Source organism: Roseovarius sp. EC-HK134, from assembly GCF_902498815.1.
In the GTDB taxonomy this organism is placed as follows: Bacteria; Pseudomonadota; Alphaproteobacteria; order Rhodobacterales; family Rhodobacteraceae; genus Roseovarius; species Roseovarius mucosus_A.
In genome coordinates this window covers 147053-170803 of record NZ_LR701543.1, presented here as the reverse complement: position 1 = coordinate 170803, position 23751 = coordinate 147053, and the positions used below count along the sequence as shown (strand labels likewise).

The 23751-nt window shown below is 61.0% G+C and carries 22 protein-coding genes and 1 pseudogene; 14 read left to right on the top strand and 9 right to left on the bottom strand.

All coding sequences use genetic code 11. The features are described from left to right. Positions 1–314: 314 nt before the first annotated feature. From GC127_RS03620 to GC127_RS03600, 5 genes are all read right to left on the bottom strand, one after another. Positions 315–1232 carry a DMT family transporter gene (locus tag GC127_RS03620; protein ID WP_151976525.1) on the bottom strand — a complete coding sequence of 306 codons (918 nt, stop codon included), beginning with the start codon at positions 1230–1232 and terminating at the stop codon, positions 315–317. 106 nt (positions 1233–1338) lie between these two features. Then, the gene (locus GC127_RS03615; RefSeq protein WP_199861179.1) at positions 1339–2265 is read right to left on the bottom strand and encodes a cation diffusion facilitator family transporter; all 927 of its coding nucleotides are present in this window, start codon (positions 2263–2265) and stop codon (positions 1339–1341) included. A gap of 100 nt (positions 2266–2365) precedes the next feature. Next, positions 2366–3067 (bottom strand): copper resistance protein B, encoded by a 702-nt coding sequence (locus GC127_RS03610; RefSeq protein ID WP_151976521.1) that lies wholly within the window; start codon positions 3065–3067, stop codon positions 2366–2368. 26 nt (positions 3068–3093) lie between these two features. After that, complete coding sequence (locus GC127_RS03605; RefSeq protein ID WP_151976519.1) at positions 3094–4965, bottom strand: copper resistance system multicopper oxidase; 1872 nt, start codon at positions 4963–4965, stop codon at positions 3094–3096. 204 nt (positions 4966–5169) lie between these two features. Continuing rightward, positions 5170–5469, bottom strand: coding sequence for a hypothetical protein (locus GC127_RS03600; protein WP_199861178.1), 300 nt, complete (start codon positions 5467–5469; stop codon positions 5170–5172). A gap of 420 nt (positions 5470–5889) precedes the next feature. On the opposite strand from GC127_RS03600, the gene GC127_RS03595 reads away from it, so the two are divergent. From GC127_RS03595 to GC127_RS03585, 3 genes are read left to right on the top strand one after another with little or no spacing between them, the layout of a single operon-like run. Further along, positions 5890–6348 (top strand): cytochrome c, encoded by a 459-nt coding sequence (locus GC127_RS03595; RefSeq protein ID WP_085818079.1) that lies wholly within the window; start codon positions 5890–5892, stop codon positions 6346–6348. Further along, positions 6348–6695, top strand: coding sequence for a hypothetical protein (locus tag GC127_RS03590; protein WP_151976514.1), 348 nt, complete (start codon positions 6348–6350; stop codon positions 6693–6695). The genes GC127_RS03595 and GC127_RS03590 overlap by 1 nt, the downstream gene beginning before the upstream one ends. A gap of 44 nt (positions 6696–6739) precedes the next feature. After that, on the top strand, positions 6740–7273 hold the full coding sequence (locus tag GC127_RS03585; protein WP_151976512.1) for a plastocyanin/azurin family copper-binding protein: 534 nt from the start codon (positions 6740–6742) through the stop codon (positions 7271–7273). 253 nt (positions 7274–7526) lie between these two features. On the opposite strand, the gene GC127_RS03580 is transcribed toward GC127_RS03585, so the two are convergent. Then, entirely contained in the window at positions 7527–8495 is a 969-nt protein-coding gene (locus GC127_RS03580) for a DMT family transporter (RefSeq protein WP_199861177.1), read from the bottom strand. Between the two features lie 109 nt (positions 8496–8604). Beyond that, complete coding sequence (locus GC127_RS03575) at positions 8605–9249, bottom strand: hypothetical protein (RefSeq protein ID WP_151976508.1); 645 nt, start codon at positions 9247–9249, stop codon at positions 8605–8607. 337 nt (positions 9250–9586) lie between these two features. On the opposite strand from GC127_RS03575, the pseudogene GC127_RS03570 reads away from it, so the two are divergent. Further along, positions 9587–9775 (top strand): annotated as a pseudogene (locus GC127_RS03570) (IS256 family transposase); the annotation flags it as partial. 27 nt (positions 9776–9802) lie between these two features. On the opposite strand, the gene GC127_RS03565 reads toward GC127_RS03570, so the two are convergent. After that, on the bottom strand, positions 9803–10489 hold the full coding sequence (locus GC127_RS03565; RefSeq protein ID WP_151976506.1) for a DUF6629 family protein: 687 nt from the start codon (positions 10487–10489) through the stop codon (positions 9803–9805). Between the two features lie 256 nt (positions 10490–10745). Here GC127_RS03565 and GC127_RS03560 point away from each other — a divergent pair, with 256 nt between their 5' ends. The 8 genes from GC127_RS03560 to GC127_RS03520 are packed head-to-tail and all read left to right on the top strand — an operon-like array spanning position 10746 to position 19621. Beyond that, a complete protein-coding gene (locus GC127_RS03560) occupies positions 10746–11108 on the top strand; it encodes an NADH-quinone oxidoreductase subunit A (RefSeq protein ID WP_151976503.1) in 363 nt (120 codons plus the stop codon). Between the two features lie 26 nt (positions 11109–11134). Then, positions 11135–13177 (top strand): heavy metal-binding domain-containing protein, encoded by a 2043-nt coding sequence (locus GC127_RS22725; protein WP_199861176.1) that lies wholly within the window; start codon positions 11135–11137, stop codon positions 13175–13177. Next, positions 13174–14073, top strand: coding sequence for an NADH-quinone oxidoreductase subunit H (locus GC127_RS03545; protein WP_151976501.1), 900 nt, complete (start codon positions 13174–13176; stop codon positions 14071–14073). Before GC127_RS22725 ends, GC127_RS03545 begins: the two co-directional genes overlap by 4 nt. Then, complete coding sequence (locus tag GC127_RS03540) at positions 14070–14585, top strand: NADH-quinone oxidoreductase subunit J (protein ID WP_151976499.1); 516 nt, start codon at positions 14070–14072, stop codon at positions 14583–14585. The genes GC127_RS03545 and GC127_RS03540 overlap by 4 nt, the downstream gene beginning before the upstream one ends. Continuing rightward, the gene (gene nuoK / locus GC127_RS03535; protein ID WP_151976497.1) at positions 14582–14893 is read left to right on the top strand and encodes an NADH-quinone oxidoreductase subunit NuoK; all 312 of its coding nucleotides are present in this window, start codon (positions 14582–14584) and stop codon (positions 14891–14893) included. The genes GC127_RS03540 and nuoK overlap by 4 nt, the downstream gene beginning before the upstream one ends. Then, positions 14890–16785 (top strand): NADH-quinone oxidoreductase subunit L, encoded by a 1896-nt coding sequence (locus GC127_RS03530; RefSeq protein ID WP_151976495.1) that lies wholly within the window; start codon positions 14890–14892, stop codon positions 16783–16785. The genes nuoK and GC127_RS03530 overlap by 4 nt, the downstream gene beginning before the upstream one ends. 17 nt (positions 16786–16802) lie before the next feature. After that, positions 16803–18263, top strand: a complete 1461-nt coding sequence (locus tag GC127_RS03525; RefSeq protein WP_151976493.1) for a NuoM family protein — start codon at positions 16803–16805, stop codon at positions 18261–18263. Beyond that, positions 18263–19621, top strand: a complete 1359-nt coding sequence (locus GC127_RS03520; protein ID WP_151976620.1) for an NADH-quinone oxidoreductase subunit N — start codon at positions 18263–18265, stop codon at positions 19619–19621. Before GC127_RS03525 ends, GC127_RS03520 begins: the two co-directional genes overlap by 1 nt. Positions 19622–19670: 49 nt before the next feature. Here the strand turns inward: GC127_RS03520 and GC127_RS03515 are convergent, their stop codons facing one another. Continuing rightward, positions 19671–20570, bottom strand: coding sequence for a patatin-like phospholipase family protein (locus GC127_RS03515; protein ID WP_254699990.1), 900 nt, complete (start codon positions 20568–20570; stop codon positions 19671–19673). Between the two features lie 238 nt (positions 20571–20808). Here GC127_RS03515 and GC127_RS03510 point away from each other — a divergent pair, with 238 nt between their 5' ends. After that, entirely contained in the window at positions 20809–23175 is a 2367-nt protein-coding gene (locus tag GC127_RS03510) for a cation-translocating P-type ATPase (RefSeq protein WP_151976489.1), read from the top strand. A gap of 16 nt (positions 23176–23191) precedes the next feature. Then, positions 23192–23326 (top strand): hypothetical protein, encoded by a 135-nt coding sequence (locus GC127_RS23225; RefSeq protein ID WP_257898314.1) that lies wholly within the window; start codon positions 23192–23194, stop codon positions 23324–23326. The last annotated feature ends 425 nt before the right edge of the window (positions 23327–23751 follow it).

Below are 23751 nucleotides of genomic sequence, written 5' to 3'. Positions count from 1 at the left end.
TTACAAAGGCCCGTGTCAGCTGGTGCCTCCAGACTTTGGTGTAACGTTTTGTATCGAAATGCTGGGCAGAAGTTCCTCACACGGATTTGATTCGCGCTTCCAAAAACAACTCTGGCACTCGAATCCGAATGACCAAACTGGCTTTTCTTGAACCCCCACAATTGCCGGGCCTCGCCTTCACCGAGCGCCAGTGAGAACGTGCACAGCGGGCCAACATCACAGAGCTGACCAATCGCCTGCTTAAACGGCTTAGCGATCTGGTAGGTAGCGAGGGGCGTGGCAGCGGCCTTACTCGTCCAGCTCCACAGCGCGTGTCACTCTGCGCACTGACAGGGATGGGCCGCTATATCGGGCCGGTCACGGGTCATCATCCGCGTCAGCAGAAACCCGGCCAAAAGCAACAGCGCGCCACCATAGATCATGCCCTTGGCCGGGACCTCGGCAAAGACCAAAAAACCCAGTGTACTCGCGACGACAGGTGAGACGATGATGTCGACGAGGGAATAGACGTTCGCATTTAACGTCTTTAGGACGATAGAGATTCCGAAATAGGCAAATCCCGTAGATACCAACCCAAGCGCCAGCGCCCATACACCAGCTGGTACGATAATGCCCAGCCTCTTGTTTTCCGCCATGCCCAGCACATCTCCGGTGCCGTAGATCAACAGCGCCGGCGAGAGGACAATAGCCGCCGTCAGCATCGACCACGCGATATCGTTGCCCGTCTCTGACTTACCCTCGTATCGCATGTAGGTGATCATCGCCGCATAGATCGCGCCGTCGGTAAGCGCGACGAGATTGCCGATCATGTATCCACCTGAGAGGGGTTTGGCGAGCACGATGCCGACGATGGCGATACCGAAAACGAGAACGTGGCCGAAGCCTGCCTTCTCGCCGAGGAACATCGCCGAGAATATGAAGGTAAAGAAGGGTGCCACGCTCCAGAAAATGACGGCATTGGCAATCGGTACCAGCGTCATGGCGTAGTTGAAGACACTGATCTGCGTCGCGATAAGAACACCGATGACAATGGTGTCCTTCAAATTCCCCCAGGGCAGGCGGATCGGTCGACCGGTGGCGACTGGCAACGCGAGCATCAGGAAGGCGGCAGCTGTCAGGATCGCGTAGAAATTTAACGTCTGAATCGGGATTCTGCCGTCGGTCAGCTTAACGAAGACACCGATCGTCGCCTCGGACAAGGTGATCAGAAGGAGAAGCAATATAGTTTTCATATCCGGTTTCCGATCTGGCTAAGAGCATGGCTAGGCGACGCGCAAAGCGGCCCAGTTAATCCAGGAATTTCGCAGCCCGGCAGTCATAGATGCGCATCGGGTGGGGTCAGGCCTGATTGTGGTTCGTGCCCGCAGTTATGTCGATGGCTTCTGCACCGCTTTCATCAATGCAACGGTCTTCGACCTGCAAGGTGACGAAGAAAAAGCCAAAGCGCTCCCGCAACATTTGATGGGCTGCCTTCAGTATCTCCCGCGGATGGCCGCCGTCGCGAATACGCAGGTGGGCTGAAAAGACATATTTGCCGCTGGTCAGCGCCCAGGCGTGGACGTGATGTGCATCAGCCACGCCATCGACGGTCTCCAGGTTCCGCGTGACCTCACCAAGGCTAACATCGTTCGGAGTACCCTCCATGAGCAAGTGCATGGAATCCCGCAGAATCCCCCAGCTTGCCCAAACCAGCACGAAGCCGAACGCCATGCCGAGAATAGGATCGATGAGGAGGAAACCAGTGAATTTTATGACCAGCGCAGTGATGATGATCAACAGACTCCCGACGAACGTCTGGATGATGTGCCAGAGCGCGCCCTTGACGTTCAGATCACTCTGGCTTTGCTTCCAGATCAGCCCGAGCGAGATGAACTCGGTCACAAGACCTCCAGCCGCTGCCCACAGCATTGGACCGGTCGGCAGATCGATAGGAGATCCCAGGCGCATTGCCGCCATCACGATCACCACGATCGCCATGGCAAGCAGGAACCCGCCATTGACCAGCGCGCCGATGATCTCCGCGCGATACCAACCAAAACTGCGATCCTCATCTGCCGGACGGCGGGCGAGTCGTGCTGCAATGATGGCCACAAGGACGCCTCCCACAGCGGAGAAGGTGTGGAACGCATCCGAGATCACCGCGATGGAGCCGGTCCAGAGGCCGATTGCCAGCTCGATGACGAAATAGACGCCCGTTAACCAAGCGGAAATTGCCATTCCGCGTCCGCTCTGCGGCATGTGACCCGCGTGTCCATCTCCATTCATCACGGCTTCCTTTCAGGTTTGGTTCTTAATCTTTAGCGCACCCTCTGGTCGTTCATGAAAGCAGCAGGTCGCCCCGACTTGCCGCCGGGACGACCTATTTTCAGAACATCAGACGCGTACCGATCACGATCGAGAATGCATCCGTATCGTCACCATTGGCGCGGAGAATATCCTTGGTATCGCCAAACGAGGCTTCATAGTTGACGCCGATATAGGGCGAAAACGCGCGGTCGATGACATCGTAGCTGAGGCGTGCGCCGATCTCGACTACCGCACCGCCCGCACCGCGTTCGCGCTCCAGATCATCCTTCAGCGGCAGGTCAACCTCGATGCTCGGCGTGAGAACCAGGCGATTGGTCAATAGCGCCTCATACTCTGCCTCGAAACGGAAGAAGGGGTGATCGGAGACAAAGAGATCAGCATCAATCTCGAACCACTGCGGTGCAAGACCCTTGACGCCCACCACGCCAGCGTAGCGGTCGGGAGCGCCATCAGGCGTGTCCGCATAGGCTCCCACCACGGCGTCGAAGAACGTCGAAATCGGAAACTGCAGACGCAGCTGATTCTCCAGTTTCTCGAAATCATCCGATGTGAGTCCAAGCTCCGCCTCGCTTCGCCAGACGAATTTCAGCTCATCCGACCCTGCCAGGGCGTCGAAATCCCAGACGAAGGCATCCTCGCCATCCATCGCGCGATATTCGAACTGCTCCGCTTGAAAACCCCAGATCAGCTGCTCGGCCTGTGCAACCTGAGCCAGGGGCAGAAGGAGACCGGTTAGTCCGGCCAGTTTGAAACATTTCATCTTGATTTTCCTTTATATTGAATGGCTCAGGCCGGGTGCCCTCTGACCACCACTTTGCGGAACATGCCACCGTCCGCGTGGTAGGAGAGGTGACAATGGAAAGCCCATTGTCCGGGGGCATCGACTTCAACTTCCATGTCGGTCGTTGTGCCGGGTTGGACGCTCACAGTATGCTTGATGGGATTGCGCGAGCCCTGACCGGTATCGACGATCGACCACATCCCGTGCAGGTGCATCGGATGTGCCATCATCGTTTCGTTGATGAACCGGATACGCACGCGTTCGCCATAATTGAGCACGATAGGATCGGCATCGTCGTATTTCACATCGTTGATCGACCAGATGTAACGCTCCATATTGCCCGTCAAACGGAGTTCAATGGTGCGTGACGGAGCACGGTTCCGATAGAGCGGCCGTGCGGCGCGCAAATCCTTGTAGGACAAGAACTTTCCACCATTATAGGCTTTGGGTGTCAGCCCGCTACCGGGTGCGTAGAACGGATCACCTCCGTCTGACATCGCCATGCCGGAATGATCCATCCCTTTCATCGCAGGTTGCGCCGACATCTCCATCTTGGAATGGTCCATGCCTTTCATGGTTGAATTGTCCATAGCCTGCGCTGCCGGGGCGGTCGCGGAACCCATGTTGGAGTGGTCCATGCCCTGCATGGCCGAATGGTCCATACCGGTCATGTCTTGCATGCCGCCCGCGTTCTGCATGACGTGGTCACCCATATCCATGCCGCCCATCATCCCGCTCATGTCGGCCATGGTGAGCAAAGGCTTGGGCCGGAGCGGTGGCACTGCCCCGGCATATCCCTCCTTTGGTGACAGCGTCCCGCGAACGAGGGCGGTGCGCCCCATTGACTCGGCAATGATGCTATAGACCTTGTTTTCCCGTGGCTGGACAATGACGTCATATGTTTCCGCCACGGCAACACGGAGCTCGTCCACCGTAACCGGTTTGACGTCGTTGCCGTCAGCCTGGACCACGGTCATCTTCAGGCCCGGGATACGCATGTCGAAGTAGGTCATGGCCGAAGAATTGACGATCCGCAGGCGGATCTTCTCACCGGGCCGGAACAGCCCTGTCCAGTTCTGCGATGTGCTCCGCCCGTTGATCAAAGCGGTAAATCCCTGCACATCCTCGATGTCCGTTGGCATCATCCGCATCCGCCCCCACATCCCACGATCCTTGAGTGCGGCTTTCAGACTGTCCTGACGCGAGTCCTCGATCAGTGTCTGCAAGGTGCGTTGTGAGCGGTTGTAGTAATCCGGCATCATCTTGAGGTTGCGCATGATCCGGCTGCCGGGATGCGGGTGCTTGTCGGCCAACTGCACGACATAATCGCGATCGGCTCGGACCCGCTCGCCGCCACGCGGCTCGATCACGATCGCCCCGTAGGCACCATCGGGTTCCTGAAAGCCAGAGTGGCTATGAAACCAGTAAGTGCCGGCCTGTTGGATCGGGAACCGGTAGGTGAAGGTTTCACCCGGAGCAATACCGCCAAAGCTGATGCCGGGGACGCCGTCCTGCCGGAAGGGCAGAATCAGTCCGTGCCAATGAATCGAGGTGCTCTCGCTGAGGTTGTTGGTCACACTGATGGTGACTTCCTCGCCCTCCTTGAACCGTAGGACTGTGGGAATCTGGCTTTTGTTGTAACCGACCCCCATTTTTCGAAAGTTCCCGGTATCGATGCGAACCCGATCGACAGTGATGTCATAGGTCCCTTTCGACGTGATCTTAGGTGATTGGTGCGCGCGCAGCGCCGCCGGCATGGCCAGTGCGGCCGCTGCGGTTAAACCGAACTGACGCCGGGACAGACCCCTTGCCAGATGCTCCGACGAGCTGAGCGCTGTATCTGAAAGCGCGCACTGTTTTGCTTTGAAGAGTCGCATACTCTTCTCCTTTGTGATGATTGAGTTGAGGATTCGCGTGACCAAGGTAGGCCTCGAGTAATTTCCGAGGAGTGATCTCGCGAGCACCAGAGGTGCTTCAGGAATTGCCCAACAGGGCAGCCCGTCACACGTTCACGTCGTTTCTTATTTGGACGAGACCGGAAACCGCAGCCGTAAGATGCTGGAATGGGAATCGAAGCGCGTTCAGACTCGGGGAGGGGGCGAAGATGCTTCCAGCTTCAGGCTCTCTGCGTCGATTGCGCGAGATCCATGATAAACATGCACGACAAGGAACTTCGGTTCGGGTAGCGCATGATCGACGTTAGAAAAAGTGACGCAATGCACCATCATGCCAAGGCAACCGGGAATTGTATCGTCCGACACATGATGTGTGCCACATTCACGAACGTCCATCGCGGCAACGTGGCTCCAATCTTCTTGCGGCAAATCGTCTTCAGACACGACAAACGTCATGGCCGCTAGCATCAAGACGATGAGCGACAAGATATGAGCCATCCGTGTCAGTCTGAAAAACCGCATACGTCCCGTATCCTTTCGTGACTTAAAAAAGCGCGATTGCCATCAAAGATCAAGGATACATTTCGTTACATTAATTAGGCTCCTAAGACGTTGATTTTTCTTGACCTTCGAGATCTAAAACGTAGCCTCCCTTCGAAAATTATGGGGTGTTTTGAGGTCGAATATGCGACATTCAACAATGGGTTTTCCTGAAAGGTCCCGGTTCCTTCCAACATCAAAGGTCAAGTGTGACGACGGTCACTGCCCCGTTTTGCAAGAGCCATTGATCGAGAAAATTGACCAGCTAATCCCATCCCATCGCGAAAGCTCTTCGTTCAAATATTGTGAGCTACGGAGCGTCGTCGATTCGGTTATTCCCGCCACCTTTAAAATGGTCGCTGCAACATGAGCAAACTTGGTTGGATCATCGCCGGAGTTCTGGTCGTCGGGAGCGGTGCGCTTCTATGGCAGGTCATGCGTCCTGCACCAAGTCAGACGGGGCATTCCATGACGCCGCCCGACATGTCGGGTATTGCTGAAGGTGCGCCCATCGTCGAGGTGAAACTGCCGGACAACTTGGCGTCCCTCGCACAAATGGGAGAGCGCGCCTTTAACGCGAAATGCGCAGTCTGCCACGGGGCCAATGCAGCGGGTCGTGAAGGGAAGGGACCGCCTCTGGTGCACAAGATTTACGAACCCAACCATCACTCGGATATGGCCTTCGTGATGGCGGCGAAGAATGGCGTCCGATCACATCACTGGCGCTTCGGAAACATGCCGCCGGTGGACGGCGTGACAGACGCCGACGTGAAAGCGATCACCGCCTATGTGCGCGCGCTTCAGAAGGAAAATGGGGTTTTCTGATGAACTTGACGCGACGCTCGGGCGTAATCCTTATCGCTTGGCTCACCATATTTGCGATCTCGGTCGTTCTTTCAGGCGGAACAGAAATGTCGCTTGGGACTACTGATTTCCAGCACGTGCAGATTGCATCAGAAGCCAACGCCTCGGCGCATCATGAATATGGCGAAACCGACCGATCAGAGGACTGTCATCCAGGCATGGCCTGTTCTTTAATGGCAATTGGCACCCAACAGAAAAATATCACCCGGACACGACGTGGCTTTGACGTGAAGCCGCTGACGTTTTCCTTGGTGGCGAACCGTTTCACGCCAGAGTTTGACCCGCCACCTCCGCGACGAGCGGTCTGATTTCAACCCAGAACTCTATACTCGACCAATACAAGGAAACTGAAATGCAACCTTATCTCAAAACGATCACAAGCGTCGTGTTCGCTCTAGCAACATCAGCGGCATTTGCCGGGGCAGGCCACGACGACGGTCACGGTGATGGACACGCAGCCATGATGGGACAACCCGGCGACCCGGCAAAGGCGGATCGCGTTGTCGAAGTCAGCATGACCGAGATGGCGTTCGACCCGTCGAACATTGAGATCATGGAAGGGGAAACCATCACTTTCGTGGTCAGCAACGACGGTGAATTCGTGCATGAGTTCAATCTCGGCACGGAAAAAATGTGGCAGGGCCACTTGGACGAGATGATGAAGATGATGGACACCGGCATGATGACGGTCGACAAAATCAACCACGACAAGATGATGCAGGCCGGCATGATGCATGACGATGCCAACAGCGTTCTTTTGGAGCCAGGTCAAACGGCCAAAGTAACCTGGACCTTCGGCGAAAAGACTGAATTGGGCTTTGCGTGCAACGTGCCCGGACACCGTGAATCCGGTATGGTCGGTGAAATCAGCTTTATGCAGCACTAAGTCATTGACTCGTCTCACAGCGATTGAGTCGACAGCAAAGTCTTCAGAGAAGGGCGCTCATGGCGCCCTTTTTTGTATTTTCAGTTCGCTAGACCAACATGATATCGCTTCATGGCCATCGCCCTAGCTTTGAGAACCGACCGCCCATTTTCAACGACCGGACAGTTTCGTCCACTAGGCCTCCTAGGTCTGCACGAGGTACCCGGTATCGTTCTGCCTGAAAACGACAATCCGGCCTTACGGCCCATTGCGTTTAACACGGCAGGGCGCAGTTGTGACTTTCGGATGCGCGCTGCTTATCTTGCTGGCTTGCTTCCTTGACGCGGTGCGCCCAGGTCACAAGCCCAATGCTTGAGAAAACAAGCACAAAGCCGACCAGGTGGATCGGGTAAAACTTATCCCCAAGCCAGAGGTATGACAGAGCCAGCGCAGACGCTGGCATCGCACTCATATAGCCCGACGCCGTGCTTGCAGACACCTGGCTCAACCCGCGAAACCAGATCAACGTTCCGATTGCGAGCGGGCCCATGCCCCAGACGACCAGCGCGATCCATGCGTTCAGCGAAGGTTCGGCAAAGTCGAAGCTCGTGGCCTGGTAGAGTCCAGGCCCGGCAAAGAGCAGCACGGCCACCCAGACGATGAGCGGCAAGGCGACGACGGGGCTCAATTCCCTGATCATCTGCTTTCCCAGAATCGAATAGAGCGTCTGGCTGGCCACTGCGCAGAAGACCAGCACGCTGCCGAGAACGAGAGTCCAACCCGATGCCTGGATCGACTGGCCGGACACGTTGATCACGAGCACACCGGCGACGGCCAGCGTAATGGCCAAGAGCTTGCGCCAACCCAGGCTGTCACCCATGAAAACCACCGCTGCTGTGGCCATCGCCGCCGGACTCAGGCTCATCACGACCGAACCGACCACACCGTTCACGCGTTGCATGCCGTAGAGCAGGAACAGCGTGAAAGCAACGATGCCCACGCCGCCGATCACAACGATCTTGATCCAGTTCTGCCGGGATATTTGGGGCAGTTGTTTCCGATAGATGAAGAGGAAGGGCGTCAATGCCAGAGCGGCTATTGTCAGACGGAGAAAGGGCCCAAGGAAGACGGGGAAGGCTTCTGACACGATCTTGGCGGACGGGGTGCCGGTGCCGAACAGCGCCATGCCGAAGAAGAGCTGGGCATAAACCAGCAACTGGCGTTTGAAACTCGCGTCCGTCATCTGTGCTCCTACACTCGCCGCAAAGGTTGGCTCCATGGACCATTTCGAAAATTCAGAGAATTCCCTTTAAGTATGGCCCGAGGGCTGCATTGGCCGAAATTGGCGCTCGTCAGGCCTTCCCCCACCAGACGAGCAAGGCAGCAAAAGCGGTCATCGCGAAAATATAAAAAGCAAATATTACAAATGCAAACAATACGGACCCAGATCGTCCCGGAAATGCCTTGGCAAGCTGGCCCAACCCCTCCGAATTCTCGACAGCCGTGACATAGAGCGGCAGCGCGCTCACCAGCGTGGCGTAGAGATAGACGCCCGAGATGTTCTCGAAAAGGAACGAACGCACCAGCGTCGGCGCAACGACTCGCAGGGCCGACGCACGGCTCCCCCCAAAGGATCCGAACCAATCAGCTGACAAGACATAGATCAAGGCATGCAGCCCGACAAAACCGAGCACACGCACGGGCAGGTCTGCAAGAACAATGAAACTGAGTTTGTAGCTGCGACCCGGAGTGGCAACAATCCACGCAAAGAGAAAGAAACTCACGTAGTTCAGCAAGAAGGCAACCGGAAGACCGTTCGTCACGACCTGCCGCAAGAACCTGCTCAGCGGCGGACCACCACCCAGCAGAAGAGTGCCGAAGCCGGGGGTCAGTATCACGTAAGCCAGAAGCACCGGGATCAGGCCGAGGAGGCTGAAAACGAGTGCATTTCGCGCGAAACGCAGGGCCGGCATGTTGATGGCGAAATGTTTCCGCATGAACCGCAATCTGACACGCTTGTTGAATGAAGGTCGATAGCACGATTGTGGTGTAGGAAATGGATGAGCAGCCAGCCTAATTAATGCTCGATGCTTTTTCGCCTTTGGGTCGAACAGGATAGATACCTGTGCGCCTAACGTGCCCCGGAAACAAACAAAATTTTGTGAACGTGTAGGAGCCTTAAGAGCTAGGGCCACAGACAAAGAATGGTGCTTTGGGGCGAGTCACCGATGACTACCCCATGCCGTCGGGTACGAACAAAAATGCGTTCGGGTTCTACTTGGCCCAACGTCCAATTTTTTGGGTTGCGAAACCCTGAACCAGATGGAGATGACGATGACCGACGAGAGAATGGCGCTTTTCGATCTGACCGAAAAGCAGGCCGACAGGGATCTGGTGCGCGAGATGCTGGCCTATGCGGCCGCCCGGATCATGGAGGTGGAAGTGGAACTGCGCACCGGCGCCGCGAAGGGCACGCGCTCACCGCTGCGCGAGGTTCAGTGCATTGGATGCCGGGAACGGGACAGGGGTGTGCTTGTCGGCACCGCGGCGTCAGGCAAAGAGTTCAGGGCACTCACGCGCGCATTTATTGGTCAGGATAATGTAGACCAGATGTAGTGTCGCCAGTCCCGCCAGCAGGCAGAAAAACGAAATGTATGCAAACTGCAGGAAGGCGATATCGACCACGATCACCGCCACCAGCGTCAGGGCGAAATGGCGCATGTGTTTGTAATGCGACAGCGCTGGCGGCAGGGTGATAAGGGTCACGTAGATCGTATTGGTCAGCCAGCGCGGCATCATGTAGTCAAGCCACATTGATTTTTCATAGGCCAGCGACTGGTTGTTGATCTCCACCACGACCATGCTGCTGTTCAGCCCGTGCGGAATGTAGAGCAACAGTCCGAAGGCCAGTCCGATCAACGCCATGAGGCGAAACAACCGCTTGCGGGGGCTGTCGTCCGGTTCCAGCACGTAGACCGAGAATGGCACCCAGATCGGCCACATGAACCAGGTGAAAAAGATGAACCCCATTGCCCCCCATAAAACCGTCAGGGGATCGCTTCCGTTCATGCCGACCCATACAAAACCCTCGGTAAACTGCTGCAGTCCGGCAAAAAGCGGCATCAGGGCAAGCGGGAGATAGCGTTTGTTGCGCCTCCACGCCACAATTGAAATGGCCGTGCCGCCGCCAACAAGAAAAACACTGGCGGCAAAGCTGACTTGCGCGGACAGGCACATTTGACTTCCCTCTGTCCCGTTTGTTCGGATCGTCAGTTATGCAACGCTAAATCACCGGCCACCCAATTGGAAGAAACCAATTGGTGACCTGTATTCTTGAAGTCCCAAGCCCGGATTTTTCGGAGAACTGTAATGATCCGCAGCTCAAAGCGTCTGTGCATAACGGCAGCTTGGGCGCTGGCATTGGCTTGATTGTGCCGCGCTGAGTAAACCCTTAACCTGATCGGGATGCGACAGCCTAAAGGAGTTGCTACAGATGAGCGAGCTTTCCCAATACGCGATCCTTTTCGGGCTGAGCGTCGGTGTGATCGGTTTCGTGCTCAGCCTGTTCGGGCTTGCCCGTGCCATCGGGCGCGCCCGCTCGGAACCTGGCAAGGACGTGCCTGCCACCGCCGGCACCCTGTCGCGCGATCCGGTCTGGGTGCGCTACCACGCGCGTTATGCCGGTTATGCTCTGCTGTTTCTGGCCTTCGATATGGAGATGGCCTTCATGTATCCGTGGGCGGTCGTCTATCGCGAAGAAGGGCTGATCGCCTTGCTCGACATGGGGGTGTTTTTGGCCATCCTGTTTCTCGGGCTGCTCTATGGCTGGAGCCAGGGCGCGTTGAGGCGGCAATGACCATTGCCGGGGCGCACGCGGGTGCGATGACAGGACTGAGAAGGCTGATTTCCACCGCCATGGCGCGCGATCTGACAGCCTTTGTGCTGCCCGGCGCGTCTGTCGCGCGGTCGATGGGGCTTGATCTGGCCGGGTCGCCCCTGCGGATCGTGGGTACCCCGCGCCATGCGAACCTGTTGATCGTCGTTGGCCCCTTGCCCCCCGGTCTGCGCGATGCCGCCGCCGTCACCTACGCGCAGATGCCGCGCCCCCGCGCGATCCTGGCACTGGGCGCAGGCGACATCGCCCCGTTGCCCGATGCGGACGTGTCGGCCCCGCTGACACGGGCCGGGCTGCGATCCGGGCTGGCCGATCTGCGCCGCGTGATCGCCGCGGGCGCGTTTCGCGCTGACAGCGGGGAGTTTAACGCCCCCGCTCTTGAGGTGCGCGTGGAATACACTTGCCCGATGCACCCCGAAATCGTCCGCGACGCCCCCGGAGACTGCCCCAAATGCGGCATGACGCTGGTGCCGCGCGAAACAGCGTCCGATGGACATGGTGGGCACGGTGGCCACGTAATGCCCCGGGAGGACAGGCCAAACCCCGCCGATCACGCACATGCGGGCCACGCTCAAGACGCGGGCGGGTCGGGGGCATACATTTGCCCGATGCACCCCGAGGTGATCAGCGACGCACCGGGCAAGTGCCCCAAATGCGGCATGAACCTGGCGAAGGCGGAGGAGGTGGAAAGCCACGGTCACGGGCATGGGCATGGGCACGCAAGCCACGCGCCCTCGGCGCATGGCGATCATGCCGGTCAAGACGACAAGGCGGGCGGGTCGGGGGCATATACTTGCCCGATGCACCCCGAGGTGATCAGCGATGCACCGGGCAAGTGCCCCAAATGCGGCATGAACCTGGTGAAGGCGGAGGAGGTGGAAAGCCACGGTCCCGGTCACGGTCACGGGCATGGCGATCACGGCGGTTATGGCAAACAGCAGGACCATTCCGGCCACGATGGGCATGCCGGACATGGCGGCCACTCCAAGGCCGCTATCGACGGGATCGAGCCGCATTTCATGTCGATGGTCGAGATGACCAAGGACCAGCCGCGCAGCAGCGACGGGTTACAGATGGACTGGATCAAGGTGCCGTTCGGGCCGTTCTTTCCCGGCCTGCCGGCTGGGCTGCGGCTGACGTTGACGCTGGATGGCGATACCGTTGCGGCCAGCGACGCCACGAGCCTTGTCGGCGCGACGGACTTGATGGATGGGCCGCAGATGAGGGTGGCCGATTTCGTCGAGCGTCTGGCCACCATGATGCCGCTCAGCCCCGTGTCCTATCGCGCGCTGGCTTGCGCTGCGATTGAGGTGGCCGCCGGCGTCGAGCCCGACCATGACGCGCGCCGTGGCCGCGCCGCCGCCGTGGAACGCGAGCGGATCGCCAGCCACCTGAACTGGCTGGCCGAGTTCGGCCTTCAGTCGGGTTTTTTGTGGCTCGCCGCGCGCGCTGGGGCATTGCAACTGGCCGTTCAAGGTGCCGACGTTGCCGGGATCGCCACGCAGGCTGGGGCGATCCGGCGGCTGTCGCGCCGGGTGCAGGCGGCCCCGCTGATGCGGATGCGGCTTAGACGCATCGCGCGCATCGGCAAGGACGCCCCGGCCAGCGGCCCGGTGGACCGGGCGCGAGGTGGCGGATCGGATGCCCGAACGGGTGATCCAACGCTGAAGGATCTCGGGTTCGAAATGCGCGTCCGCAACGGCGGCGATGCGCTGGCCCGACTGCGGCTGCGCTGCGACGAGATCGCCCAAAGTCTCGACGTGATCGCGGCCGCCGGGAGGATTGCTGTGCCGCAGGTGCCGGATGTGGACAGGGTGTCGGGCGAGGGCGAGGCTCGCATCGAAACACCGCGCGGCACGGCGTCGCTGCGCGTGAAGCTGGCCAATGGCAAGGTGGTCGAAGCCGATCTCGACACGCCGACAGACGTGAACATCGCCCTTGTCGAAACGGTGACGGCGCAGCAGGAACTGGGCGATGCCCTGAGCGCCGTCGCCTCGCTCGACCTGTCGCCCTGGGAGGTGCGTGGATGAGCATTCTTGTCGTTCTCCTGTCGCTCGCCGCCGGGGCCTATGCGCTGGCCGTCATCGAACGATGGGCCGTGCATGGGCACCTGAGCCTGACGGGTCCGGCCTGGGCCGCCCTGGCGCTTATGGGGCGGGAATCGCTGCTGGCGCGCAAATCTGACCGGTTGTTCTTTGAGCTTGGGCCGGTGCTGCTGTTGGTGGCGGGGCTGATGGCGGTGGCGGTGATCCCGCTGGCGCCGGGGCTTATCATTACCGATCTGGCCACCGGGGCGCTGTTTTTGAACGCTGCGCTGGCCTATGTGCTGGTGGCGCTGATCATGGCGGGCTGGGGGCCGAACGGGGCCTACGCCATGATCGCGGGCTGGCGGTTCCTGGGCCAGTTCATTGCCTATGCCATGCTGATCGTGATGCCGATCACCGCCGTCGCCATGCGGGCGGAGTCGCTCTCGACGGTTGAGATCGTCGCCTCGCAGGCGCAGCTCTGGAACGTGCTGTACCAGCCGGTGGGGTTTGTCCTGTTCGTCGTGGCGGCGATGGGGCTGGCCTGGCTGCCGCCGCTGGACCTGCCCGATGCGACCGGCGAATTGGCCGGCGGGGTCGAGGCGGAATATACCGGCGTGCGGCTGGCGGTGCTGCGGCTGGCGCGGATGGTCATTATCCTGGCGCTGGCGGGGGCGACCGTGACCTTTTATCTGGGCGGCTGGCTGGGCCCGTGGCTGCCGCCCTGGGCCTGGAGCGCGATCAAGATCCTGGCCGTGGCTGCGTCTATGCTGAGTGTCGGGCGCTACATGCCGCGTATTCGCGAGGCGCGCTATCTGGCGCTGAGCTGGAAGCTGGGGATCTCGCTGGCGCTGGCCAATATCTTTGTCGTGGGCGTGATCGCCCTGGTGGTGCCGATATGACGGTTCAGATGATCTTTCTGGCGTTCTTCGGCGGCGCGGCGGTGTGGTTTGGCGTCGTGGTCTTTCGCACCCATTCAATGGTGCGCTCGGCGCTGGCGCTGCTGTTTTCGCAAACCGCGATCGGTGCGATGTTTCTGGTCATGCAGGCCGAGTTTCTGGGTGTGTTGCAGATCATGATGATGGCCACGGAAATGAGCGTGATGGCCATCTTCATGGTGATGTTCATGATGGATCCCGGCGGCATGGGCAAAATGGACATGACGCACCAGAAACGCTTGTCGCTCTGGGTTGGGGTCATCGGGCTACTGGCCGCCCTCCTGCTGGTCTGGCTGCCCGATTGGGGGCCTGTGGCCCAGTCGGTGCCAGGCGCGCATGAACAGGCCGCCGATTTGGGGCGCGAATTGCTGGGCCGGTCAATGTTGATCTTTCAGTCGGCGGGTCTGACGATTCTGACCGCCATGGTTGCGGCCACGATGGTGGCCATCGTCCCCAACGCGGAGCAGCGCAAATGATTCTGGAACTCATGATCGCCCTAAGCGTCGGCACGGGGCTGTTCGGTATCGGACTTTATGGCGCGCTGAGTCAGACCAATCTGGTGATGATCATCATGGGGGTCGAACTGATTTTGGCCGCGGCACTGGTCAATCTGGTGGCCTTCTGGCGCTACTTGCATCCCGATGAACCGGCCGGTCAGATGTTCGTGCTTATCGTGATGGCGGTGATGGCGGTCGAAATGGCGGTCGGCTTTGCCATCGCCATCGCGCGGTTCCGGGTGCGCGGATCGGTCGAGATGGAAGAAGCGCGGGAGTTGAAGGGATGACGATGCTCGCGCTCATCATCCTTGCGCCGCTGATGGCGGGCCTGGCGGCGCTCGTGCTGCGGCGCGCACCCGAAGCGATTGCGCTCGTCGGCGTCGGCATCGGGTTTCTGGCAGCGACGGGCACCCTTGCGGGGGCCGTCGCGGACGATGCGGTGCAACTGGTCCTGCCGGGCCTACCGCAGATGCCCCTGCGGCTGGTCGCGGCGCCGCTGACGGCGGTGTTTTCGGCCATGGTGGCGACGGTGGCGGCTTTTGTGGTGGTCTATGCCGTGGGTTACATGCGCAGCGACCCCGAAAGGCCGCGCTTTTTCGGCATCCTGCTGCTGTTTGTCGCGGCGATGCAGACGCTGGTGCTGGCGGGCGACTGGATCACCGTGCTGGCCGCGTGGGAATTGATCGGCTTTTCCAGCTATCTGCTGATCGGCTTCTGGCATCGCCACGACGGCGTGCCCAGTGCCGCGACACGGGCGTTTCTGTACACCCGCAGCGCCGATCTGGGCCTTTATCTGGGGATTTTTGTGCTGATCGGCTGGGCCGGCACCTCGGAAATCTCGGCTACATTGGCGATTAGCGGCACGCCCGCACTGGTCGCCGGGTTGCTGTTGCTGATCGGCGCGATGGGCAAGTCGGCGCAGGTGCCGTTGCAGGACTGGTTGCAGCGCGCCATGGCCGGCCCGACGCCGGTCTCCGCTTTGCTGCATTCCGCGACTCTGGTGGCGGCGGGGGCGATCCTGCTGATCCGCGTGACCCCGATGCTGCCCGCAGGCGCGCTGATTGCGGTCGGGCTGGTGGGCGGCGTCACCGCCGTCGTTGCCGGCCTGATCGCGCTGGCCGAGCGGGACCTGAAGCGGCTGCTGGCCGCCTCGACCTCCAGCCAGTACGGGCTGATGCTGCTGGCCATTGGCGCGGGGGTGCCGGTGGCGGCGCTGCTGCACCTTATCGCCCACGCGGCGATAAAGAGCACGCTTTTTCTGGGGGCGGGTGTGTTCCAGCATGATCGCGACAGCACCGACATGGATGCGGTCGCGGGCGCGGGCCGGGCACGACCGCTGGTGCTGGCCGCTTTCGGCATTGCTGCTTTGGCGCTGGCGGGGATCCCGCCGCTGGCCGGGTTCTTTTCCAAGGACGCGATCCTTGCCGCCGCGCTGGCGGCCCCCGGGGTCGTATGGCTCGCGCCGCTGGCGCTGGCAGGCACGGTGCTGACCGGGGCCTATATGGCGCGGGCGCTGCGGGTGCTGTGGCAGGGCGAGGCCCAGCCCGTTCTGGGCAAGGGGATGGGCTGGATGGGTGCGGGCATGGCGGTGCTGACGGCGCTGGCGGCGGGGCTTGGGTTCGCCTTCACGCCGCTGGAACATCTGCTTGAGGCCGAACTGCCGCCGGAAGGAACCGCGATGATCCTCGGGCTTTTGGCGGCGCTGAGCGGCCTGGTGCTGGGCTGGTTCATCCAACCTGCCCGCCTGATGGGGCCGGTTCTGCCGATGGCGCAGCGCGGCTTTGCCGTCGCGGGCGGTATGGACGGGCTGGTGCTGCGCCCGTCGCTGGCTTTTGCCGCCGCCTGTGAAGGTTTCGAACGGCGTCTGCTGGCGTCGCAACTTGGCCTTGTGCGGATCTTGAGCCTTGGCACCGCATCCAGTGCCGAGCGTTCAGACAACCGGCTTTATGCCGCGACCCTTCAGGTGGGCCGGATGAACCTGCGCCTTGGCGACGGCGCCGAAAACACCGACACCCATGGCATCGACGGGCTGATCTTCGGCCTTGTCGCCCGGACAATCGCCGCCGGCCGCCGCCTGCGCCTGCTGCAAAGCGGGCTGATCCACCGCGAACTCGCCCTGACAGTCATGGGCATTGCCGTCATCGCGGCGGTGCTGCTGATCTTACCGATGTCCTCCTGAAGAAAGACGACCCCGCCATGCCCCTTCTCTCGATCTCCGTCTTTCTGCCGCTTCTTGGTGGCGTGCTGCTGATGGCCCTGCCAAACAAGTCGGCGCGCATCGCCCATGGCGTTTCCATCGCCACCACCGGGCTGACCTTCGTGGTGACGCTGGCGATCTGGGCGCGGGGCACGCTACCGGGCGGTTTCGCGCAGGTCGAGGAAATCGCCTGGATCCCGGCCATTGGTGCCGCCTACCGGGTTGGCGTCGACGGGCTGAGCCTGCCGCTGATCCTGCTGACCTCGCTGCTGTTTTTCCTGTCGGCGATCTATGCGGCGCGGATCACCGACCGCCCGGCGGTCTTTGTCGCGCTGATGCTGATGCTGGAAACCGCGTCGATCGGCACCTTCGCGGCGCTGGACGCGCTCTTGTTCTACGTCTTCTTCGAAGTGTCGCTGGTCGGCATGTATTTCATGATCGTCGGCTGGGGCTATGAAGAGCGCCAGCGCGCCGGACTGATGTTCTTCATCTACACGTTGCTGGGATCGCTGCCGCTGTTGCTGGCGATCATCGGGCTGTATCTGGCTACGGGAAGTTTCGACATGCGCCTGTGGATCGAGACCCCGCCGCTGACCGGGCTGGCGGCGATGCTGGCGCTGATCGCGATGCTGTTCACCTTCGCGGTCAAGATCCCGTCCTTTCCGGTGCATACTTGGCTACCGGCCGCCCACGTGCAGGCCCCGACCGTGGGAAGCGTGATCCTGGCCGGCGTCATGCTGAAATTCGGCACCTATGGCCTTGTGCGTTTCGCATTGCAAATGACGCCCGACGCTTTTGCGCAGGCCGGTCGGGTGGTGCTGGCCTTTGGCGTATTCAGCGCCCTTTACGGTGCCTTCGTGGCGCTGGCGCAGTCAGATCTGAAGAAGATGATCGCCTATACGTCGGTGAACCACATGGGCTATGTGGTGATCGGCGTCGCGGTGGCGGCGCTGACGCTGGACCCTGACTTGCGGGCGGTCGCGCTCAATGGTGCGACCTTGCAGATGGTCAGCCACGGCATCGTCACCGGGGCGTTGTTCTTTCTCGTCGGCATGTTGCAGTCGCGCTCCCACGAACGCGAGATGACCGCGTTCGGCGGGCTGCTGGGGCAGGTGCCATGGCTGGGCTGGGCCTTCGTGCTGTCGGCCTTTGCCTCGCTCGGGCTGCCGGGGTTGGCGCATTTCCCGGCTGAATTTCAGATCTTCCTGGCCACACTGAATGCCCAGCCCTGGGCCATCGTGGCGATCATCGCCATCGTGGTGACGGCGGGGCTTTATCTGCGCGCGATCGCGGCGGTATTTCTGGGCGAGCGAAACGAGAAATGGGCGGCGATGCCCGATCTGGACCGGGGCGAGATGCTGGCCATCGTGCCGCTGCTTGTCCTCATCATCCTGATCGGGGTGGCGCCGTCTTGGTTGCTGAACATGATCGACGTGACGATGCGGGCGCTGCAACTCTGATGGCGCGCGACCTGTCCTTTCTGTTTCCCGAACTGATGTTGGCCTCGACGGTCGTGCTGATGCTGGTGGCCGAGATGCTGCGTGCGCCGCGTCTGGCACTGACATTCGGGCTGATCGGGCTGGGCCTGTCCACCGCGCTGACGTTGCCGCTGCTGGAGGCCGACACCAGCGTCTTTGGCGGCACCTACCGAGTCGATCTGCTGTCGGGCTGGGCCAAGCTGATCCTGCTGCCAGGCACCGCGCTGGCGCTTCTGATGACGCGGGCCGAGATTGCCGGGAAGGACCGCGAGGGAAGTGTCTATACGCTGCTTTGTCTTGTGACGCTTGGGGCGCTGATGCTGGCGGGCGATGGCGACATGATGCTGCTGGTGCTGGGCGTGGTGCTGACGGGTCTGGGCTCCTTCGCGATGGTAGCCTGGCCGCGCGACGATGCGGCGACCGAGGCGGCGATGAAATATCTGGTGTTCGGCGCCGTCACCGGATCGGTGATGATCTACGGGCTGACCTTCTGGTTCGGTGGTGCCGGATCGACGCTTTTTTCCGAGCTTGGTGCGCTTCAGGACAAGCCGCTGATCGCGCTGGCGGGGCTGGTCGCGGTGCTGATCGGGCTGGGCTACAAGGCGGCGCTGGTGCCGTTCCAGTTCTGGGCACCCGATGCCTATGACGGCGCGCCGGTATCGGTCGCGGCTTTTCTGTCGGTGATCACCAAGGTGGCGGCGATTTTTGCCTTTGCACAGGTGCTGCGCGATCTGCCTGTCGCTACCGGCTGGCCCGTCGTCGTCGCGCTGATCGCGGCGGTGACGATGTCATTCGGCTATCTGGCCGCCCTGGTGCAGAGCAATGTCGTGCGGCTGCTGGCCTATTCCTCGGTGGCGCAGGCGGGCTATTTCATGCTGGGGATTGTGGCGCTTGGCACCAGTCCGTTGGCCCTGCCTTCGGTGATCGTGTTCGGCGCGGCCTATGTGGCGATGAACCTTGGGGCCTTTGCCGTCATCATGATCGCGGGGCGCAATCTGGACGATTTCAAGGGCTTCGGTCGCGCGCGCCCGGTGGTCGGCGTGGCGATGGTCGTGTTCCTGCTGTCGCTCACCGGCATTCCTCCGCTCTTCGGCTTTGTCGGCAAGGTTCTGCTGTTCGGTGCCGCGATCGAGGCGGGCTATTTGTGGCTGGCGGTGATCGGTATCCTCAACAGTGTGCTGGCGCTGGCGGTCTATCTGCGCATCGTGGTGCCGATGTATCAGGCGCGCGATGGCGAAGCGGTTCGGGCAGAGGTCGCGCTGCCGTTGTTGGTTGTGCTAGGTGCGACCGCGTTGGTCACGGCGCTGATGGGGCTGTTCGCGGGAGTGTTTCCCGGGTGACTTAAGGCGCGGTTTTGTGCCAGTCGGTCAAAGTGGTGATATTGCTATCCTAGCCTGCCAGCGGCTCGGCCATTCGCTCCGCATTCCCGGAATTAAGCAGCGTCTCGATATCAACATAAGCGCGGCGGGTGGCCACGGCCCCAGCCGCGATACAGTGGCGCTTTAGACCGAATTCAAGTGTGCCGATCGACTGTCCGAATTCAGGCTGGATCACAAGGTCCGCCTGCGCGAACCGCAACCGTGCATGTTCATACTGGCAGACTTCAATGGATCGCAGCATCGCCTGCATGCCGTTTTTCGGGCCAATGGTGTTTTCGCTCTGGCTTGGGTCCACGGCGATCACGACCTTTGCGCCAGTTTCCCTTGCAACATCGACCGGCGCTATGTCGGCATAGGCCCCGTCCATCAGCACATGCGGACCATCGACAAGGGGTGGCAATATTCCGGCGAGCGCCGCGCTGGCATAAATGTAATCTGTGGCATTCCCCTTGCCGAAAACCACACGTTTCCCGGTCAGCATATCCGTCGCGCAGACAAAGATCGGGATGCGACCATTCTTAAGATTTTTACCTTGCGTCAGACTGGACAGGACGCTGCGGCCCCATGTCTCGGTAGGCGTGCCAACGCCCCAACCGAAGTACATGTCCCGCGCGGCAAGCAGAGCGGTCCGAAGGCCCCTCATCCTTGCGGCCAGACCTGGCAGTCGAAAGCCCGGGGTTGCCGGAAACCCGCTGGTGTCCATGGCGACCAATGCGTCGAACCAATCGTCATTCAGGGCATAGGTGGCACCCACGACCGCACCCATGGATACGCCCACAATTGCACTTGGAACATAGCCTCGGGATATGAGTGCGCGTAGCACACCGGCATGCGACAGGCCCCTTGCGCCGCCGCCACTGAGTACAAGGGCGAAGGATTTGTGGGTCTTGTCGCTCGGCTTTGCGAGCACCGTCAATGTCTTGTCTCCATTTCAATGTTTCTTTCAGAACTGACGCAGGACGAGACACATCGTTACGCAACTGGACTTGCCGCATACTTTCCAAACTGAAGCGGAGGACACGCCCAGCGGACGTGGCCCGGACAATTCCGCCGATGTGCCGATGTAATGTCTGAAGCCGAACCGCGTCTATCACACAAACACCCAATCGGTAATTCCTGATCGCGATTTATATGGACTGGAGCCAAGCATGAAATCATTGACCCTTGAGGTCCGCGGGCTGTTCGAGGAACTCGATCATCTCGCGGTCGAACGCCATTTGTCAGCTCTCGACGGAGTGCACAGAGCCGAAGCGAACCCGGCATCGGCAAGCGTGACAGTCCAATACGACGAGACGGCAGTGGGCGAGGAAGAGCTGCGCAACACGGTTGAGGCCTGCGGATTCCACTGCGCCGGGGAGCGGGTTCCGAACCATGTCTGCCATGCCGACCATCAAATGTCTGGCGCAGAGGCCCCGGCTGGCCACGACGCGATGGCGCACGAGATGGGCCACGGCGGTGGCATGGACATGGCCAGCATGGTCCGCGACATGCGCAACCGCTTCTGGGTGGCGCTGCTGTTCACCATCCCGATCTTCACTTATTCGCCAATGGGTGGCCTGTTCACGCCACCCGCGCCGCCCTTCGGGCTGGAACTGGATCTGTGGCTGTTCTTCCTGGGTAGTGCCGCGATTATCTGGCCAAGCTGGCCGTTCTTCGTCGCCGCCTGGCGCGCCTTGCGCAACGGCATCCTCAACATGGCGGTCCTGGTCGTGCTGTCGGTTGGCACCGGTTATGTGTTCAGCGTCGGGTCTACCTTCTTCTTTCCGGGCGTGCAATTCTACGAGGCGGTGGCGGTGCTGCTGGTGTTCATCCTGTTGGGTCACTGGCTGGAGATGCGCGCGCGGGCAGGGGCCTCGGCGGCGATCCGGGCGCTTCTCGATCTTGCGCCGCCAATGGCGACCGTTATCCGCGACGGGCAAGACGTCGAGGTGCCTACCTCCGAAGTACTTGAGGGCGAGATCGTGCTGATCCGGCCCGGCAACAAGATCCCTGTGGATGGCGAGGTTGTCGAAGGCGCATCACTGGTCGACGAATCCATGCTGACAGGCGAGTCCATGCCGGTCAACAAGGCCGTTGGCGACACCGTGATCGGCGCCACCATCAACAAGAGCGGCAGTTTCCGTTACCGCGCCACCAAGGTCGGGGCCGACACCGCGCTGGCGCAGATCGTCAAGCTGGTGCAGGAGGCGCAGAACTCCAAGGCACCCGCCCAGCTTCTGGCCGACAAAGCCTCACAATGGCTGGTGCTGATCGCCGTCGTGATCGGACTTGCAACCTTCGCGGTCTGGTTCTGGTGGATCGGCTCGCCGCTTCTCTTCGCGCTGACACTGACGATCACCGTTTTCGTAATCGCCTGTCCTGACGCGCTGGGGCTTGCGACGCCGATGGCGGTGATGGTCGGCACCGGGCTGGGGGCGCAGCACGGTATCCTATTCAAGAATGCCGGTGCGCTGGAAGACGCGACCAAGCTTGACGTGATCGTCTTCGACAAGACCGGCACGTTGACGATGGGCGAACCGCGCGTGGTCGAAGTCGTGGCTGCTGAGGACAGCACCGAAGATGACGCGCTGCGGGCTGCGGCGGCCGTCGATCGCGGCTCGGACCACCCGCTGGCGCTCGCCATTGTAGAACGCGCTGCGGACCTCGACGTCCCGCAGATGGCCGAGTTTCTCAACCTCGAAGGCCGCGGCGCGCGCGCCGAAGTCGCAGGCAAGACCGTGCTGGTAGGCAATCGGCGCCTGATGGACGAGGAGGGTATCGACGTCGGCACCCTGACGGCGGAGGCCGAGCGCCTGAAGGGCGAGGGCCGCACGGTTGTGCATGTGGCGCAGGGCGGACGGATGCTGGGCCTGATCGCCATTGCTGATGCGCCGCGTCCAAGTGCGATGGCCGCCGTGGCCAAGCTGCGCGAACGCGGCGTCGAGGTGGCGATGCTGACCGGCGACAACGAAGGCACGGCGCGCCGCATCGCGGGCGAGCTGGGCATCGACATGGTGCTGGCCGACGTGCTGCCGGGCCAGAAGGCCGAGAAGGTGAAAGAGCTTCAGGCCCAGGGCAAGAAGGTCGGCATGGTCGGCGACGGCGTCAACGACGCACCCGCGCTGACCCAGGCCGATGTCGGATTTGCCATCGGTGCGGGTACGGATGTGGCGATGGAAAGCGCCGATGTCGTGCTGATGAAAAGCGATCCCTACGATGTCGTGGGGGCCATCGAGCTGTCGCGCGCCACCTTGCGCAAGATGCACCAGAACCTGTTCTGGGCCGTGGCCTACAACGTGGTCGCCTTTCCGATGGCGGCAGGGGTGTTTTATCCGTTGATCATCAGCCCCGCCGTGGCAGCACTTGCCATGTCGGGCAGCTCCGCGCTGGTGGCGGTCAACGCGCTGCTGCTGAAACGAACGCGGCTGGAAGGTATTGGTGCGGGCAAGAGTGGGTCCGCCAGCGGCGGCGGTCAGGGCGATGCGCAGGCAGGCCAGGTGCCGCTTCACGCCGCACACTCGCAGAAATCACATTGAAGAAGGGGGACTTGAGATGTCTGACACATCATCGACCAAGACACCGGACGGGAAGGGCATGGCGGCGCGGTTTCCCACCGCGTATTCCATCCTGTTCGGCCTGATCATCTTTGTCGCGCCGCTGACCTGGATTATCCCTGCGGGCCAATAGTCAGCGATTGACGACGCGAGGATCTGGCTGAGCCAGCCACGCACGGCGCGCACATCGCGAAGCTGCCCGGAGCGGCCGATGGCCCGGAGCATGAACACTTGCAGGACTTCTTCGGCGGCGTCTGCGGCCTTGGCGGGTGTGTCGGGCCGATCTTCTGTGGAAGATCGGTGTTTTCGGTCCTCATTCATATCGCACCTCTGTGGAGTACAACGCCGAAGCACCGGAAACGTTACAGCGTCAGGGTGTTTCGCTTGCTCCGATTGCTTGCGGTTCTGTCATTGCATCGCCGGAGCTCGAAGAATCGGAGGCTCGGCCAGCGCCCTCTGGCCTTCCCAGTGTAAGATCTAGGCGGGCGCAACGTCTTTTTACTTCGCCCCTGAGTTGGCACATCGGACATTTTCTGCAATTCCTGCCGCTTCTGATCT

Excerpts from the sequence above, each read along its gene's own strand:
- GC127_RS03620 (WP_151976525.1), bottom strand. The coding sequence starts at position 1,232 with ATGAAAACTATATTGCTTCTCCTTCTGATCACCTTGTCCGAGGCGACG.
- GC127_RS03615 (WP_199861179.1), bottom strand. The coding sequence starts at position 2,265 with ATGAATGGAGATGGACACGCGGGTCACATGCCGCAGAGCGGACGCGGA.
- GC127_RS03610 (WP_151976521.1), bottom strand. The coding sequence starts at position 3,067 with ATGAAATGTTTCAAACTGGCCGGACTAACCGGTCTCCTTCTGCCCCTG.
- GC127_RS03605 (WP_151976519.1), bottom strand. The coding sequence starts at position 4,965 with ATGCGACTCTTCAAAGCAAAACAGTGCGCGCTTTCAGATACAGCGCTC.
- GC127_RS03595 (WP_085818079.1), top strand. The coding sequence starts at position 5,890 with ATGAGCAAACTTGGTTGGATCATCGCCGGAGTTCTGGTCGTCGGGAGC.
- GC127_RS03590 (WP_151976514.1), top strand. The coding sequence starts at position 6,348 with ATGAACTTGACGCGACGCTCGGGCGTAATCCTTATCGCTTGGCTCACC.
- GC127_RS03585 (WP_151976512.1), top strand. The coding sequence starts at position 6,740 with ATGCAACCTTATCTCAAAACGATCACAAGCGTCGTGTTCGCTCTAGCA.
- GC127_RS03580 (WP_199861177.1), bottom strand. The coding sequence starts at position 8,495 with ATGACGGACGCGAGTTTCAAACGCCAGTTGCTGGTTTATGCCCAGCTC.
- GC127_RS03575 (WP_151976508.1), bottom strand. The coding sequence starts at position 9,249 with ATGCGGAAACATTTCGCCATCAACATGCCGGCCCTGCGTTTCGCGCGA.
- GC127_RS03565 (WP_151976506.1), bottom strand. The coding sequence starts at position 10,489 with ATGTGCCTGTCCGCGCAAGTCAGCTTTGCCGCCAGTGTTTTTCTTGTT.
- GC127_RS03560 (WP_151976503.1), top strand. The coding sequence starts at position 10,746 with ATGAGCGAGCTTTCCCAATACGCGATCCTTTTCGGGCTGAGCGTCGGT.
- GC127_RS22725 (WP_199861176.1), top strand. The coding sequence starts at position 11,135 with ATGACAGGACTGAGAAGGCTGATTTCCACCGCCATGGCGCGCGATCTG.
- GC127_RS03545 (WP_151976501.1), top strand. The coding sequence starts at position 13,174 with ATGAGCATTCTTGTCGTTCTCCTGTCGCTCGCCGCCGGGGCCTATGCG.
- GC127_RS03540 (WP_151976499.1), top strand. The coding sequence starts at position 14,070 with ATGACGGTTCAGATGATCTTTCTGGCGTTCTTCGGCGGCGCGGCGGTG.
- nuoK (WP_151976497.1), top strand. The coding sequence starts at position 14,582 with ATGATTCTGGAACTCATGATCGCCCTAAGCGTCGGCACGGGGCTGTTC.
- GC127_RS03530 (WP_151976495.1), top strand. The coding sequence starts at position 14,890 with ATGACGATGCTCGCGCTCATCATCCTTGCGCCGCTGATGGCGGGCCTG.
- GC127_RS03525 (WP_151976493.1), top strand. The coding sequence starts at position 16,803 with ATGCCCCTTCTCTCGATCTCCGTCTTTCTGCCGCTTCTTGGTGGCGTG.
- GC127_RS03520 (WP_151976620.1), top strand. The coding sequence starts at position 18,263 with ATGGCGCGCGACCTGTCCTTTCTGTTTCCCGAACTGATGTTGGCCTCG.
- GC127_RS03510 (WP_151976489.1), top strand. The coding sequence starts at position 20,809 with ATGAAATCATTGACCCTTGAGGTCCGCGGGCTGTTCGAGGAACTCGAT.
- GC127_RS23225 (WP_257898314.1), top strand. The coding sequence starts at position 23,192 with ATGTCTGACACATCATCGACCAAGACACCGGACGGGAAGGGCATGGCG.